This is a genomic window from Streptomyces sp. NPDC057287 (assembly GCF_042667905.1).
Lineage (GTDB): Bacteria > Actinomycetota > Actinomycetes > Streptomycetales > Streptomycetaceae > Streptomyces.
In genome coordinates this window covers 720,246-735,704 of sequence record NZ_JBHUYV010000001.1, presented here as the reverse complement: position 1 = coordinate 735,704, position 15,459 = coordinate 720,246, and the positions used below count along the sequence as shown (strand labels likewise).

Annotated in this window: 8 protein-coding genes; 7 read left to right on the top strand and 1 reads right to left on the bottom strand. The window is 74.4% G+C overall.

Going from position 1 to position 15,459, the window contains the following annotated elements:
- Positions 1–11 precede the first annotated feature (11 nt).
- Positions 12–617 carry a TetR/AcrR family transcriptional regulator gene (locus ACFUNE_RS03195; RefSeq protein ID WP_383561607.1) on the top strand — a complete coding sequence of 202 codons (606 nt, stop codon included), beginning with the start codon at positions 12–14 and terminating at the stop codon, positions 615–617.
- Here ACFUNE_RS03195 and ACFUNE_RS03190 read toward each other — a convergent pair.
- Positions 607–3,993, bottom strand: a complete 3,387-nt coding sequence (locus ACFUNE_RS03190; RefSeq protein WP_383561605.1) for a CDP-glycerol glycerophosphotransferase family protein — start codon at positions 3,991–3,993, stop codon at positions 607–609. The two genes, ACFUNE_RS03195 and ACFUNE_RS03190, sit on opposite strands and share 11 nt — an antisense overlap.
- Before the next feature lie 100 nt (positions 3,994–4,093).
- Between ACFUNE_RS03190 and ACFUNE_RS03185 the strand changes: the two genes are divergently transcribed.
- From ACFUNE_RS03185 to ACFUNE_RS03160, 6 genes are all read left to right on the top strand, one after another.
- Positions 4,094–6,100 carry a CDP-glycerol glycerophosphotransferase family protein gene (locus ACFUNE_RS03185; RefSeq protein ID WP_383561603.1) on the top strand — a complete coding sequence of 669 codons (2,007 nt, stop codon included), beginning with the start codon at positions 4,094–4,096 and terminating at the stop codon, positions 6,098–6,100.
- A 151-nt stretch (positions 6,101–6,251) separates the two neighbouring features.
- Entirely contained in the window at positions 6,252–6,986 is a 735-nt protein-coding gene (locus ACFUNE_RS03180) for a methyltransferase domain-containing protein (protein WP_383561601.1), read from the top strand.
- An 11-nt stretch (positions 6,987–6,997) separates the two neighbouring features.
- A complete protein-coding gene (locus ACFUNE_RS03175) occupies positions 6,998–7,879 on the top strand; it encodes a TylF/MycF/NovP-related O-methyltransferase (protein ID WP_383561599.1) in 882 nt (293 codons plus the stop codon).
- Between the two features lie 127 nt (positions 7,880–8,006).
- Positions 8,007–11,459 carry a CDP-glycerol glycerophosphotransferase family protein gene (locus tag ACFUNE_RS03170; RefSeq protein WP_383561597.1) on the top strand — a complete coding sequence of 1,151 codons (3,453 nt, stop codon included), beginning with the start codon at positions 8,007–8,009 and terminating at the stop codon, positions 11,457–11,459.
- Positions 11,456–14,302 (top strand): CDP-glycerol glycerophosphotransferase family protein, encoded by a 2,847-nt coding sequence (locus ACFUNE_RS03165; protein ID WP_383561595.1) that lies wholly within the window; start codon positions 11,456–11,458, stop codon positions 14,300–14,302. The genes ACFUNE_RS03170 and ACFUNE_RS03165 overlap by 4 nt, the downstream gene beginning before the upstream one ends.
- A complete protein-coding gene (locus ACFUNE_RS03160; RefSeq protein WP_383561593.1) occupies positions 14,299–15,447 on the top strand; it encodes a glycosyltransferase in 1,149 nt (382 codons plus the stop codon). Before ACFUNE_RS03165 ends, ACFUNE_RS03160 begins: the two co-directional genes overlap by 4 nt.
- The last annotated feature ends 12 nt before the right edge of the window (positions 15,448–15,459 follow it).

Below are 15,459 nucleotides of genomic sequence, written 5' to 3'. Positions count from 1 at the left end.
TCATTCGGGCCATGACCACCGAACGGCGAACCGGGCGCCGCGCCCCGGCAGGTGCCGCGGTGCTGCGGGAGGACGTGACCGACGCGATCCGCGGCGCCGTCTTCGAGGAGCTGGCCGCCGTGGGATTCGCGCGGATGTCGATCGAGGGCATCGCCCGGCGCGCGGGGGTGGGCAAGACCGCCGTCTACCGCCGCTGGAAGTCCAAGCTGCACCTCGTCCTGGACCTGGTCGCGGCCGTGGCCGCGCAGGGCATGCCGGCGCCCGCGACCGGTTCGCTCCACGGAGACGTGCGCGCCGTACTGGAACTCGCCGCGTACGCCCTGCGCCACCCGGTGGCCTCGCAGGTGATCCCGGACCTGCTGGTCGAGGCGGCCCGCAACCCGGAGATCTCCGACGCCATCAAGGCCGCTCTGCTCGACCCGCAGAAGGGGGTGGCCGCCGTGGTCGTACGGGCGGCGGTGGGGCGCGGAGAGCTGCCCGAGGGCAGTGATCCCGACCGGGCGCTGGACCTCATCGTGGGACCTCTCTACTGGCGCCTCGTCGTGGTGCGCGGCGATCTGCCCAAGGGGTACCTGGACGACCTCGCGGACTCGGCGGTACGAGCCCTCAAGGGCTGACGCGGAGCGGGGAGGTGCGGTCCCCGCCGAGCAGCCGGTCCACGACGCGCCGGGCGGCCCCGCCGTCGGCCGGGCCGCAGTGATCCTGCCGGAAGCTCTCGTACGCGTCGGCGTGGAGATCCGCCGACGCCGGTGTGGCCCGCAGGGCCTGGGCCACCTCCTGGGTGGTGACGAGCAGCGGGCCGGGGGCCCGCGTCTCGAAGTCCAGGCAGAAGCCGCGCACGGTGTCCCTGTAGTGCTCCAGGTCGTAGGTGTGGAAGAGCATCGGGCGGCCGGTGTGCGCGAAGCCGAACACCAGGCCCGAGTAGTCGGTGACCAGCACGTCCGCGATCAGCAGGAGCTCGGTGGTGTCAGGGTGCGCGGACACGTCACGCAGGGCCGGATCCGCCGGCACGCTGCCCGTCACACGCGGGTGCCGGCGGACCAGCACGGTGGTGCGGCCGTCCAGCGACCGTGCCAGCGCGGAGAGGTCGAGCGCCGGGTCCCAGCGGTACAGCGGGGATGAACCGCCGGACGGGGGGTGCGCGAGGTGGTCGCGGTACGTCGGCGCGTACAGCACCACGCGATGGCCGTCCGGGATGCCCAGCGTCCGGCGCACCCGCTCGGCCGCCTTGTCCCGGCCCGGTGAGCAGAGCAGGTCGTCGGCCGGGGATCCCGCCTCCAGCACCTCTCCGCCGTAGGCCAGGGCGCGGCGGAGATGGGGGGTGGCGAAGGCGCTGGGGGAGACCAGGACCGACCACTGGGCGGAGCGGCGCGCGAGCGTGGCGAGGTACTGGTGGTCGGCGTACAGGGTGCCGGTGAGGTCCAGGCCGAACCGGCCGAGCGGCGAGCCGTGCCAGGTCTGCACGACCGTCTGGTCCGGGCGGCGCTCGAACCACGCGGGCAGCTGGCCGGCCGCGACGATGCTGCGGGCCCGTGCCAGCGCTTCGTACCAGGCGGTGCTGCGGGCCACGACGGGGACGGCGGTGGCCGGGACGCGGGCGGCGGCGCCGGCCGATCCGTCGGTGACCCAGAGGTGCTCGGCGTCGGAGCTCCGGCGCACGAGCTCGGCGTGCACGGCGCGCGGGGAGCCCTCGCCCGCGTAGAGGACGGTGTCCCGCAGCGGCAGGCGGCGCTGCGCCGGGTAGTGCGCCGTCCGCAGCCGGCCCTGCCGGTACGCGCTGCGCTCCGCGTCGTCGAGCGCCGGCGAGCAGTGCACGGTCAGCCGGTCGCCGTGGCGGCGGTCGAGCCGGAAGCGGCCCCCCGCCGCGCCCAGCGGCAGGACGGCGGCGAGCACTGCCCCCACGCGCACGGGCCGGCCGTCCAGCAGCACCTCCCAGTCGCCTTCGCGCGGAGGCGTGGTGAGGACGGCGGCGAAGCGGCCTTCCCCTCGCTCCAGCGGGACCGGTGCCGTGTCGCCGAGGGTGGTGTGCCGCAGGGAGAGCGCCCCGGCCCCGGCCCCCTCGATGCGCAGCCCGCCGTCCGGGGCGGGTCCGGCGCGGTCCACGAACGGTGCGCCGGCCACCTCCACCACCAGGTTCCCTTCGGCGTCCGCGAAGGCGGGCGGGGCCAGGTCCGGGGCCGCGGCGAGCGGGACGCGGACGCCACCGGTCAGGAGGTGGGCCCGCCACCGGCTTCCGGCCCCCGCCGCGGGGCCCGCGGCCCCGCCGGAGCGCGGGGCGGCCTCCGCGGCGAGAGCGGTGAGGGGGATCCGGGCGCCGAAGCCGTCGCCGTCACCGCAGCGCACCGGGCACACGTGCTCGGTGGCGCCCTCGCGGGTCAGGACGAGGGCCGTGGGCCGGGCGCCCCCGTAGAGCCGGCCGGTCAGTTCCAGGGCGCCCGGCCGCCCGTCGTGGGCGGAGGCCACCGCCGGCAGCCGGGTCACGGTCAGTTCCAGCCTGCCGTCCCGGTAGCCGAGAACCGCGCGCCGCCCCCCGCCCAGGTCGCGGACCAGCGGCTGCGCGGCGGCCGCCTCCACGGCGCGCAGCGCGGCCCGCCGTACGACGCCGTGGCCGGCCACCACCAGGCCGACCAGCCAGGTGCCCGTCCCCAGCCGCTCCGGGTCGAGGGCCGTCTCGAAGCCCGCGTAGTCGTAACGGTGCAGCTCCTGGCCCGAGTCGGCGGTGGCACGGTCCGTCCTTACCGTGCGCACCGGCACGGCCCGCACCCGTCTGCCGCCCGCCTCCCGCACGAGGGCCGCCTTCACCGAGTGCCGGGCGGACTCGGCCGGAAGGTTGCGGATGTACGCGTACCCGCGCAGCCGCAGCCTGCCGTCCTCGCCCCACGACGACTCCACCAGGCGTGCCACGGCGGGCAGATCGCCCCTGCCGAGCCGTGCGGGGACACTCCCCCCGTCCCCGAGCCCGGGGTGCACCGCGCGCCGCCGTCCCGGGGGTCCGGCCACGGTGAACGTGCCGGTCCCGTTGGCCCGTTCGAACTCCAGGACCGCCAGCAGCTCGTCGGCCCTGCGCTCCCGCACCAGCTGCCAGCGGACGCGCGCCTCGGCAGGCAGTCCCGCCAGAGCCGCGTCGCCCACCCGGTCGAGGAAGGCGCCCGCGTCCTCCATGAAGGCCGAGCGGTAGGCCGGGCCGCCCATCGGCAGCGCCTCGAGGAAGTAGACGAAGTCGTCGCGCAGGCACGAGACGTCGTAGCGCAGCCGCTGTGCGGCGTCGCGGGCCGCCAGGAACGCGCTGACCTGCTCACAGGCCGCGATCCGGTCCCGCACGCCTCGCACGTCCGTGCGCCGCCGGGTGATCGAGCCCTCCCGCACCCGCCATAGGTAGACGTGTTCGTGCAGCACGTCGACCGACTCGGCGAGGTAGTGCGCCGGGATCATCACCGGGGTGTCCTCGTAGAGCTTGCCCACCGGGAAGGTGAAGGCGTGCCGGTCCCAGAAGGAGCGCCGGAACACCTTGTTCCAGGCGACGCGGTCGGCCAGCAGCCGGGAGTCGCGGGTGATGTGGGTGCGGAGGCGGTCGGCGGTCAGCCAGCGGTACTGCCAGGCCTGCTGCGTGCCCTGTTCGTTGAGCCGCCACACATTGCCCGTGACCAGGTCCGACCCGGTCGACTCCAGGGACGCCAGCATCCGTTCGTACGCGTCGGGGACGACGATGTCGTCGCTGTCGGCGAACGCCAGGTAGGGGACGCCGGCCGTGGTGTGCGCGATCCCCGTGTTGCGGGCGGCGCTCAGACCCGCGTTGGGCTGGTGGACGCAGCGGAAGCGGTCGTCGCGGGCGGCGAAGTCCTCGGCGACGCGGCGGCTCCCGTCCGTGGACCCGTCGTCGACGAGCACCACCTCGATGTCCCTCAGGGACTGTCCGGCCAGTGAGGTGAGGCACTCCTCCAGGTAGTCCTCGACGTTGTGCACCGGGACGACGACGCTGAGGAGTGGCTTCATGCACGGCACAACCCGGGGGAGCGCCGTGAGTCACGCCGCTGACCCGAACGGGTGAAGATCCCTGCGGTGGGCCGCACGGTCCCCGTTACGCTCGGCTGCCATGCTCCTCAGTGTCGTCGTGCCCGCCCACCGCGTTCAGGGGTACCTGAGGGCCGCCCTGGAGTCCGTGACGGGACAGTCGCCGGGGGAGGGCCCGCAGGAGGTGGAGCTGATCGCCGTCGGCGCACCCGGCGGCGGGCCGGACCTCGCCATCGCCCGGGAGGCCGCCGGGCGCGATCCACGTGTGCGCGTGCTGGCCCCGGACGGCCCCTGGGACGTCGGCGGCGCCCGCAACGCCGGTGCGGCGGCGGCCCGGGGCGCGTACCTCCTCTTCCTCGACGGGGACGACCTGCTCCTCCCCGGAGCGGTGGCGGAGATCTCCGCACGGCTGGCGGAGGACCGGCCCGACGTGCTGAGCCTGGGGCACGACACGGTCGACTGGTGGGGGGCGGTGCGGCCGGGCGACGCCCTCCCGGCCGCGCGGAACCAGCTCTTCCGGCGCGTCTTCTGGGAGGAGCACGGGCTCCGCTTCACCGAGGGTCCGTACGGCGACGTGGTGCCCGTCCACCGCGCGGCCCTCCTCGCCTCCGACGCGGGCGCCCACGCCTCGCTCGACCGGATCTGCGTACGCCACCGCCTGCGCCGCACCGGGACGTCCGCGACGACGCCGGGCCGCGCGCACTTCGCGGTCATCGAGGCGTACGCGCGCCTGGCCGCCGGGACCGGCGGCGACCCGCGGATCACGGCCGCGCGCACCGCGCACCTGACGGCGGTGCTCGACGACCCGGGCCGGATCGCCCCGCAGGACCGTGCCGCCTTCTTCCGGGCGGCCGGGCTCCCCGGCCGGTACGCCGCGCACCGTGTCCGGGGAGCCGTCCGCGCCGGGCGCACCCGGGCGCGGGCCGCCGCGCGCGCGGGCAGGAAGTCGCTGCGCGCCCGCGTGATGGCTGCCGTCTACCGCGCCGACCTGCGCCGTCCGCTGGACCCCCGCCTCGCGGTCTACGGGGCGTACTGGAACAGGGGTGTCGCCTGCAATCCGGCCGCCGTCTACGCCAAGGCGCGCGAACTGGTCCCGCACATCCGGGGGGTCTGGGTCGTCTCCTCCCGCCACCGCGACCGGATGCCGCCCGGCGTGCCGTACGTCATCGAGGGCTCCCGCGCCTACTGGCGGACCATGGCCACCGCGACGTACCTCGTCAACAACTCCAGCTTCCCCGGGGGCTTCACCAAGCGTCCCGGCCAGGTCTACCTCCAGACCCACCACGGGACCCCGCTGAAGACGATGGGCCTGGACCAGCTCCCGTACCCCGCCCTCACCAACGGCGTCAGCTTCGAACGGATCGTCGCCCACACCGACCAGTGGGACTTCAGCCTCTCCGCCAATCCGCACAGCACCGAGACCTGGGACCGGGTCTACCCCTCCTCGTACGAGCAACTTCCCTACGGCTACCCGCGCAACGACGTGCTCTCCACCGCGACGGGGGAGCTGACGGCGAAGATCCGGGCGGGCCTCGGTATCGCGCCCGGATCGACCGTGTTCCTGTACGCGCCGACCCACCGCGACTACCGCAAGGGCTTCGTCCCCCGTCTCGACCCGGAGCGGCTCACGCGCGAACTGGGCCCCGGCTGCGTGCTGCTGGTGCGGGCCCACTACTTCTACGGGCGTTCGGCCGGGACGGCCCCCGGGGGCCGGGTCGTGGACGTCACCGGGCACCCCAGCGTCGAGGAACTCTGCCTGGCCGCCGACGCGCTGATCACCGACTACTCCTCCCTGATGTTCGACTACGCCTGCCTGGACCGGCCGATCATCACCTACGCCCCCGACTGGGAGGCCTACCGCGCCGCCCGCGGCACCTACGTCGACCTGTTGTCCGGCCGCCCCGGCGACACCCCCGGGGCCGTCGCCACCACGGAGGACGAGCTGCGCGAGGTGCTGCGGAGCGGGGCCTGGAAGTCACCGGAGGCCGACGCGCTGCGCGCCGCCTTCCGCGGCCGCTTCTGCCCCTGGGACGACGGGCACGCGGCGGAGCGCGTCGTGCGCCGGATCTTCCCGGCGCGTGCGGACTGACCGCCCGGGATGCCCGGTGCCTTCGGGCCGACCGCCCGGGGTACCCGGTGCGTGCGGACCGGGCACCGGGTCACCCGTACGGGGCGATCCCTCCGCACCCCGCCGTCGTTGTGCTCAACAGCGCGCGCACACAGCAACGTTGGGAGAGCTCATGCACCGGTCCGCCTACGAGCAGATGCGGCTCTGCGTCGAGGAGTATCTGCCCAAGGACCGCAGGCACCGCGTCGTGGACCTCGGCTCACGGATCTCCGGCAAGCAGACCCGCACCCACCGGGCCCTGCTGGCGGGCCACGACATCGACTACTTCGGGGTCGACGTCCTCGACGGCCCCAACGTCGACGCGGTCATGGCCCGGCCCTACCGGATCCCCGCCAAGTCGCGCAGCGCCGACGTGGTGCTGTCGGGCCAGGCCTTCGAGCACATCCCCTTCTTCTGGGTGTCGATGATGGAGATCGCCCGGGTGCTCAGGCCCGGCGGCCACGCCTTCATCACCGCGCCCTCGCGCGGCCACGCCCACGACGCGCAGGACTGCTGGCGCTACTACCCCGACGGCTTCCGGGCGATGGCGGCCCACTCCCGCCTCGAACTCCGCGAGGCCTACACGGACTTCCCGCCCGCCAGGGGCATCTGGCACGACTACTCCTCCATCGACGCCAAGGCCGCCTACTGGGGCGACTCGGTGGGCGTCTTCCGCAGGCCGCAGCCCCACCGGAGGCCGGTCACCCGGCTGAAGAACAGCCTGGTGGACCTCGCCGTGCGGGAGACGGCGGTGTGGTGGGCGAACCGGGCCGGCGGGGTGGACCGGGTGCCGCTGCCCCGCCCGCTGGACGGCAGGGAGCGGTGCGGGCGCCCGGACAGCCGTACGGCGCCATCAACTACAGGTTGACGAAAGATGACATGAGCCGCAAAGCGCGCGTACTGTCCCGCCCCATGGCTTGGCGCAACGCCGTCAACGGCGTCCTTCAGCAACTCACCGGATACCAGCTCAGGCGCGCGACCCTGCCCGCTCCCCGCTCCGCGCCCGGGGAGCCGTCGGCGCCGGAGCAGGCGGATCAGCCGGCTCCGAAGCCCGCGCCGGCCAGGACCGCGGCCAAGAAGGCGCCGCAGCTCCCCGCGGACTACGACGACGAGGCGAAGGACATCATCCGTGCGGTCAAGCCGTACACGATGACCTCCCCGGAGCGGCTCAACGCCTTCGTCCTCGCGACCCGGCACGTCGTCAAGCACGGCATCCCGGGCGACATCGTCGAGTGCGGTGTCTGGCGCGGCGGTTCCATGCAGGCGTGCGCCAGGACCCTGCTCTCGCTCGGTGAGACGGACCGCGGTCTCTATCTCTTCGACACGTACGAGGGCATGACCCCGCCCACGGCGGAGGACCTGCGGCGGGACGGAAGGCCGGCCCAGGAACTGCTGGAGGCCCAGGGCAAGGACCGGCCCATCTGGGCCGTCGCCTCCCTGGAGGACGTACAGGCCGGGTTCGAGCAGGTCCCGTACCCGAAGGACCGCGTCCACTACGTGCAGGGCAAGGTCGAGGACACCGTCCCGGAGCGGGCGCCGGAGCAGATCTCCATCCTCCGGCTGGACACCGACTGGTACGCGTCGACGAAGCACGAGCTCGCCCACCTGTACGGGCGCCTGGTGAGCGGCGGGGTGCTGCTGATCGACGACTACGGCTACTGGCAGGGATCACGTCAGGCCGTGGACGAGTTCCTGGAGGAGACCGGCGAGCAGCTCCTGCTGCTGCGCATGGACGAGGGCCGCATCGCCGTCAAACCCTGAGCGGGCGGTGCCCGGTCGGACCCTGGGCGGGCAGTGCCCCGTCGCGAGCCCCGTGCCTCCCCGGCACGGGGCTCGTTCCATACAGAGGAAGTCCGTTCGTCCGTCCGGAAGGATCGTGCGCAGCGCCATGGCACCCCGTCTCACCGTCGTCGTCCCGCTCTACAACGTCGAGGAGTACCTCGGAGACTGCCTGGAATCGCTTGCCGGGCAGACCATGGCCGACCTGGAAGTCGTCATGATCGACGACGGCTCGACGGACGGCGGCGCCGATGTGGCACGGGAGTTCACCCGGCGGGACCCGCGCTTCCGCCTGGTCCAGCAGGAGAACGCGGGGCTCGGGGCCGCACGCAACGCGGGGGCCGGACAGGCACACCCGGACGCCGAGTTCCTCACGTTCGTCGACAGCGACGACGTCGTGCCGCCGGGCGCCTTCGCGAGGATGCTCGGCGAACTCGACTCGTCCGGCTCGGACTTCGCGACCGGCAACGTCCTCAGGCTCCGGGCGGACGGGACGCTCGAACAGTCGCCGATGTTCCGCAGGCCCATGGAGAGGCCCCGCCGCGCCACCCACGTCACACGGGACTGGATCCTGCTCGGCGACCGCATCGCGTGCAACAAGGTGTTCCGCAGAACCTTCTGGGACCAGCACGCCTTCGCCTTCCCGACCGGTGTCCTGTACGAGGACATCGCCGTGGTCCTGCCGGCCCACTTCCTGGCCCGGAGCGTCGACGTCGTGGAGGCGCCGGTCTACCACTGGCGGGACCGCGACGGCTCCATCACCACCCGGCGCGCCGTGGCCCGGGGCATCCGCGACCGGGTCACGGCGGTCTCCACCGTCAGCCGGTTCCTCGCGGACCGGGGCATGCCGGAAGCGAAGCGGCGCTACGACGAGCACGCGCTCTCCGGCGACCTGTGGCTGTTCATCGAGGCCCTCCCGGACGGCGACGAAGCCTTCCACGAGGCGTTCCTGACCCACGCCAACGCCTTCGCCGACACGGTCGACCCGGCCGTCCTCGGCGCCCTGCCCCTGCACCTGCGGGTCAAGTGGCAGCTCATCCGGGAGCGCAGGACGGCGGAGCTCCTGGCGCTCCTGGCCCACGAGTCCACCGACCGCGACACCTTCCACGTCCGGGGACGGCTGCGCCCGCGGGCCCAGTACCCGGGTGTCGACGCCCCGCTCCCGCGCAGGGCCACCGCCCTGTCCGCCGGGGACCTCCCCGTCCACGCGCACCTGACCGAGGCGGTGTGGCGGGACGGGTTGCTGCACCTCAAGGGGTACGCGTACGTCCGCAACGCCCCGGGGGGGCCGGTGGCCGCCGGGTGGCTGCGGTCGGGCCGCCGGCTGGTCCCGCTCCGGCTGCGCAGGACGGTGACGGACGAGGCGGCTGCCGGTTCGGGCCGCTCGCTGCACCGCTACGAACGGTCCGGCTTCGAGACCGCCGTCGACCCGCGCAGGCTCGTGACCCGGGCCGTGGCGCGGGGCACCCGGACCGTCTGGAAGCTGGAATCCCTCATGGTCGGCGCCGGGCGGCCCCGCCGGGGACCGATGCGGCTGCTGGGCGGTCCGGCGGCCCCCGCCGTGCGCTACCTCGACGAGCGCACCCGGGTCGTCCCGCTGCTCTCCGGGAACAAGCTGGAGCTGCGCGCGGAACGGGTCGACGCGGTGCTCGCCGGCCACGGCCCCACGGAGACCGGGGACGGGATCCGGATCGCGGTGCGCGTGCTCGGCGAGGGCGCCCCCACGGCCCTGCGGATCCAGGAGTGGCGCACGAAGGAGAGCAGGGAGTTCCCCCTGGTGGCGGAGGAGGGCACGGACGGCCGCACCCTCCTCGCCGAGGTGCCGCTGGAGACGTTCCGGGGGGCCGACGGCGACTGGGGCGTCCACCTGTCCGGCGGGAAGCGCCGGCTGACGGTCGCGGCCCGTCCGGAGACCGACGCCGTGCGGTATCCGCTGCCCGGCGGCCGTGAGGTCTGGGCCGCCGCCAATCCCTCCGGGGACCTGGTGCTCACCGACAGGGAGGTGCCGCCCGTCGTGGCGCACGCGGCATGGACGGACGGCGCCGGCCTGGCCCTGGACGGGACCTTCCCCGCCCCGCGGGGCCGTCACGTCGAGCTCGTCCTGCGCCACAGCGGCCATCAGGAGGAGAACACCTTCGCGGTGGAGCGCACGGACACCGGCTTCCGTGCGGAGCTGTCCCCCGGGGCCGTCGAAGGGGCCGCCGGAGTGCTACCGCTTGCCGAGGGCCGCTGGTACCCCTTCCTCAGGGAGCCGGGCGAGACGGATCCGGAGCGGTACCTGCCGCTGCGCGTGGTGCCCCAGCTGCACGCGGGACTCCCGCTCGACCGCGAGTGGGGCGGGCGCCGCTTCACCCTGGAGCGCCGCTTCCACGACCGGCTCTCCCTGCACTCGGGCAGCGCCCTGCCGCCGCAGGACCGGGGGGCGTACGGGCAGCGCCGGCTGCGCGAGCGGTACGCGGGCGCGCGCGGCGGGGAGTTGCGGGACGCCGTGCTGTACTCCAGCTTCGACGGGCGCCAGTACTCCGACTCACCCCGCGCCGTCCACGAGGAGCTGGTCCGGCGCGGAACCGGCGTCGAGCACCTCTGGGTGGTGCGGGACCAGCAGGCCGCCGTGCCCGCCGGGGCCCGCGCCGTGGCCCTGCACAGCGCCGAGTGGCACGAGGCACTCGCCCGCAGCAGGTGGATCGTCACCAACACGCAGCTCCCCGAGTGGTTCGAGCGGGCGCACGGCCAGTTCGTCGTCCAGACCTGGCACGGCACCCCGCTCAAGCGCATCGGCCGTGACCTGGCGGGCACCGCCTTCGCGGACACCGCGTACATGGAGTCCATGCCGCGGCGCGCCGCCCAGTGGAGCGTTCTCGTCTCCCCGAACAGCTTCTCCACGCCGATCCTGCGCCGCGCGTTCGGGCACACGGGCGAGGTGCTGGAGTGCGGCTACCCGCGCAACGACCTGCTGTACGCCGCCGACCGGGCCAAGGTCGCGGACACCGTCCGGCAGTCGCTCGGCGTGCCCGAGGGCAAGCGGGTCGTCCTGTACGCCCCCACCTGGCGCGAGGACCGGCCCAAGCAGGGCGGCCGGTACGGGCTCGACCTCCAGCTGGACCTCGATCAGGCACGGTCGGCGCTCGGCGACGACCACGTCCTGCTGGTGCGCCGCCACTACCTGGTGGGCGGGAGCGTCCCCGAGAGCGACTTCGTCCGCGACGTCTCACGCCATCCCGACGTCACCGAGCTGATGCTGATCAGCGACGTGCTGGTCACGGACTACTCGTCCCTGATGTTCGACTTCGCGCAGACAGGCCGGCCGATGCTCTTCCACACCTACGACCTGGAGCACTACCGCGACACCCTGCGCGGCTTCTGCTTCGACTTCGGGAACCGGGCGCCCGGCCCGCTGATCACGGACTCCGCGGAGGTCGTCGAGGCGCTGCGCGACCCCGACGCGGCGACGGCGGGCCACCGTGAGGCGTACGCCCGCTTCCGCGAGTCGTTCTGCGATCTCGACGACGGGACGGCCGCGGCGCGGGTCGCGGACCGGATGCTGAAGGGGGCACAGGCATGAGCTCGCCCGACTTCAGCTGTGTGATCACTGCCGCGGAGGGCGGACCGGAGGCGCTGACGGCGTCCGTGGAGGCCGTGCTCGACCAGAGCCTGCGCGCCGTCGAGGCCCTCGTCGTCCTGCCCGCCGGCGCGCCCGCCGCCCTGCGGACGGCGGCCGCGTCGCTCACCCGGCGCTCCCCGGAACGGGTCCGGGTGGTCGACCCCGGCACGGATTCGGTCGCCTCCCTGCGCAACGCCGGTCTGGACGCGGCCCGGGGCACGTACGTCCTCGTGCTCGACGTCGGCGAACGCCTCCAGCGCCACGCCTGCCGCAACCTCTGGGAGGCGGGCACCCGCACCCGCGCCGACCTGGTCGCCGGGCGCTGGAGCCGGCTCACCGGGGAGGGGACGAAGGAACGGGAACCCTCCTGGCAGCAGCCGCTGTTCACCCGCTCCCGCACGGTCGGGCGGTTCACCGAGGCGCCCGAACTCGCCGTGCACGACGCCCTGGTGACGGGGTTCTGCCTGCGGCGGGCGGCGTTGGAGCGGCACGCGCTGCGCTACGACGAGGACCTCACGCAGAGCGCGGTCCTCTTCGGCCCCCTGGCGGCGGCCGTCGTGGGCAGGATCGCGCTCGTACGCCGCCGGATCGTCTCCAGGCGGGCCGTGCCCGACGCCGGCCGGGACCTCGCCGGGCTGGTGGAGGCGCACCGGCGGGTGTGCCACGTGCTGGTGGCCCAAGGGCTGGCGGAGCTGCGCGAGGAGCGGGACCGCGCCTTCCTGCGGGACCACCTCGTGCCGCTGGTGCGCACCTTCCCGGAGCTGCCCGCCGCCGGACGTGAACGCCTCGCGGCGACGGCGGCCCGGGTGCTGCCCGGCTGCGTCCCGGAGCCGGCCCTGCTGACCCTCCCGCCCGTCGAACGCGTGGGCGTCCGGCTGCTGGAGCGCGGTGACGCCGACGGGGTGCTCACCGCGGCGTACGCGCTGCGCAGGCGGGGGGTCGTGGCCGCGCCGCTCTCCGTGGGGGAGGACGGGCGGGTGTACTGGCCGGGCGGCCCCGATCCCGTGCTGGACGTCACCGAACTCGGTCACCAGTACCGCCCGTTCGGGGAGCTGAAGCTCATGAACAGGCTCACCCGCTACGAGGCCGACGGCCACCGGGTCCTGCTCGCGGGCCGGCTCGTACAGCCCTCCCACACCGGGCCCGACCCGGAGGGGCCGCTCACGGCCCACCTGGAGTTCCGCGTACGGGACGGCTCCCGCGCCTTCAGGGCCCCGGTCGACTCGCTGCGCCCCGACGCCACCGGAATCAGCTGGTCCACCCGCGCCGGCCTCACCCGCCTCCTGCGCCCCCTCGGCCCCCGCGACACGGTGTGGGACGTGCGGATGGTGGTGGACGACGGGAGTACCCGCTCGGTGAGCGACCTCTTCGCGGCCCACGACCTCGTCGGCCCGGCGGACCGTTCGCCCGCCCTCCCCCGGCTGGGCAGGACGACCGGCGACACCTGGCAGCCCTACATCACGCTCCGGGACCACCTCGCGCTCCGGCTGGAGGCACGCAGGCGACCTGCCCGCACGGCCCGCCGGCTGGTCCACTACGCCACCCACTTCCGCCCCGCACGGCAGGCCAGGCACCTGGCACGGGCCCTCGGCAGGCGCCGTGACCGGCTGCGGTCCAGGGGCTTCAAGGCCTCCGTCTACGGCTCCTGGCTCCTCCGGCTGCCCGTGCGCAGGGGGTCCGTGGTCTTCGAGAGCCACATGGGCACCTGCTACGGCGACAGCCCCCGGGCCGTGCACGAGGAGGTGCGCGCCCGCGGGCTCCCGCTGCGCTGCGTCTGGTCGTACGCCGACTCCCCGGCCGGCTTCCCGGCGGACGCCCGACTCGTGCGCCGCTGGTCCTGGCGCTACCTGTGGGCCCTGGCGCGGGCGGAGTACTGGGTCGACAACCAGGGGTTCCCGCTCCACCTCGGCAAGCCCTCGGGCACCACCTACCTCCAGACCTGGCACGGCTCGGCGTACAAGCGCATGGGATTCGACGAGACCCGGGTGCGCCTGCAGAACACCCCGCAGCGCGAACGGCTCCAGCAGGCCGTGCACCGCTTCGACCACTTCCTCGTGCGCTCCGGGCACGACGAGCGCACCCTGGCCCGCGCCTACCGGCTGCCGGAGAGCACGCTGCTGCGCACCGGGTACCCCCGCAACGACGCCCTGCTCGCGGCCCGTGCCCGGGACGAGGCCGAGGGCCGGCTGCCCCGCCCGGCGCTCGCGGCCGAGCTCGGCCTGCCCGACCACCGCAAGGTCGTGCTGTACGCGCCGACCTTCCGGGGCGGGCCGGGCAAGCGCAGGCGGCAGCGTCTCCTGCTGGACGCGGCGGCCTTCGCGGAGCGCTTCGGCGACACGTACACGCTGCTGGTGCGCGCCCACTACCTGGAGGCGGCGAGCCTGCCCGCCTGTCCGCCCGGGACCGTCGTGGACGTCTCGCGCCACCACGACGTCAGCGAACTGCTCGCCCTCGCCGACGTCCTGGTCACGGACTACTCGTCGATCATGTTCGACTACGCGCTCCTGGACCGCCCGATCGTCCTGTTCGCCCCTGACCTCGACGCCTACGCCGCCGAGCGGGGCAGCTACTTCGACCTGCGGGAGAAGGCGCCGGGACCGGTGGCGGCGACCGAGGAGGAGCTGTTCTCCGCGCTGGCCCGGCTGAAGGCCTCGGACACCGACTTCCAGGAGCGACGAGCCGCGTTCGCCGAGGAGTTCGGCGGGTACGACCGCGGGGACGCGGCCCGCGCCGTCGTCGACACCGTGTTCGCCCGGCACATCGACCCGTCCCGCACCACGTCCCCCGGGGAGGCCGGCCGATGAGCCCGAGCCGTGACGTCTTCATCGTCTCCAACAGCACCGACGAACTCGGCGGTGTCACCGGCTGGATGCACCGCACCGCCCAGCTGTTCCAGGGGGCGGGGCACCGGGTGCACACCGTCGGCATCCACGCGGCCGAGCGGAAGATGGCCCTGCCCGAACCCGCCGGCTACCCCGTCACCGCCCTCTACCCGGCGCACCCCCCGACCCCCTGGGAGCCCAAGGGCCTGCGGGACCGCTTCCGGATCCCCGCCCGGCGCGCCGAGGCCGCGCGCGCGGCGCGCAAGCGGCGGGCAGTGGAGCAGCTGTCGGAGGTCTTCCGCGGCGCCCGGCCGGGCGGGGTGGTGATCGTCAGCCAGGTCTGGGCGATGGAGTGGGTCGGCGAGGCGGACACCGGCGGTCTGCGGGTCATCGGGATGAGCCACGAGTCCTACGACTACTCCCGGGCCGGCCACCGCTACCGCTGGATCAAGAACCACTACCCGCTGCTCGACCACTGGCTCGTCCTCACGGAGGAGGACGCGGACAAGTGGGCCGGTGACGGGATGAACAACGTCGGCTTCATGCCCAACGCCCTGGCCGCCCTGCCGGACGTGCCCTCGCCGCGCCGCGAGAAGTCGGTCGCCAGCATCGGCAGGCTCAGCGACCAGAAGGGCATCGACATGCTCCTGGACGTCTGGGCGATGGTGGCGCCGGAGCGCCCCGACTGGCGGCTGGACGTGTACGGGACGGGCGAGGACGAGGCGGAGCTGAAGGCGCGGTGCACCGGTCTGGGGCTCGATTCCTCGGTCGGCTGGCGCGGGCGCACGGACGACGTCCCCGGAGCGCTCGCCTCCTCCTCCGTCTTCGTCCAGTCCTCACGCGGTGAGGGTTTCCCGCTGGCGCTGCTGGAGGCCATGGCCAGCGGGGTGCCGTGCGCGGCGTTCGACTGTGCCCCGGGTGTCCGGGAGATCGTGCGCGACGGCGAGGACGGGCTGCTGGCGCCCGCCGGCGACATCGGCGCGCTCGCCGACCGGCTGCTCCGTCTCACCGGGAACCCCCGGATGCGGGACGCGATGGGGGACCGGGCCCGGACCAACGTGCAGCGGTTCTCCGAGGCGGAGACCCTGGGCCGCTGGGAGGAGCTGTTCGCGCTCCTGGAGCGCTGAACACCCCGGGGT

Bases quoted from the DNA above. Each gene is read 5' to 3' on its own strand.
- ACFUNE_RS03185 (WP_383561603.1), top strand. From the start codon at position 4,094: ATGCTCCTCAGTGTCGTCGTGCCCGCCCACCGCGTTCAGGGGTACCTG.
- ACFUNE_RS03165 (WP_383561595.1), top strand. From the start codon at position 11,456: ATGAGCTCGCCCGACTTCAGCTGTGTGATCACTGCCGCGGAGGGCGGA.
- ACFUNE_RS03195 (WP_383561607.1), top strand. From the start codon at position 12: ATGACCACCGAACGGCGAACCGGGCGCCGCGCCCCGGCAGGTGCCGCG.
- ACFUNE_RS03170 (WP_383561597.1), top strand. From the start codon at position 8,007: ATGGCACCCCGTCTCACCGTCGTCGTCCCGCTCTACAACGTCGAGGAG.
- ACFUNE_RS03175 (WP_383561599.1), top strand. From the start codon at position 6,998: ATGAGCCGCAAAGCGCGCGTACTGTCCCGCCCCATGGCTTGGCGCAAC.
- ACFUNE_RS03190 (WP_383561605.1), bottom strand. From the start codon at position 3,993: ATGAAGCCACTCCTCAGCGTCGTCGTCCCGGTGCACAACGTCGAGGAC.
- ACFUNE_RS03160 (WP_383561593.1), top strand. From the start codon at position 14,299: ATGAGCCCGAGCCGTGACGTCTTCATCGTCTCCAACAGCACCGACGAA.
- ACFUNE_RS03180 (WP_383561601.1), top strand. From the start codon at position 6,252: ATGCACCGGTCCGCCTACGAGCAGATGCGGCTCTGCGTCGAGGAGTAT.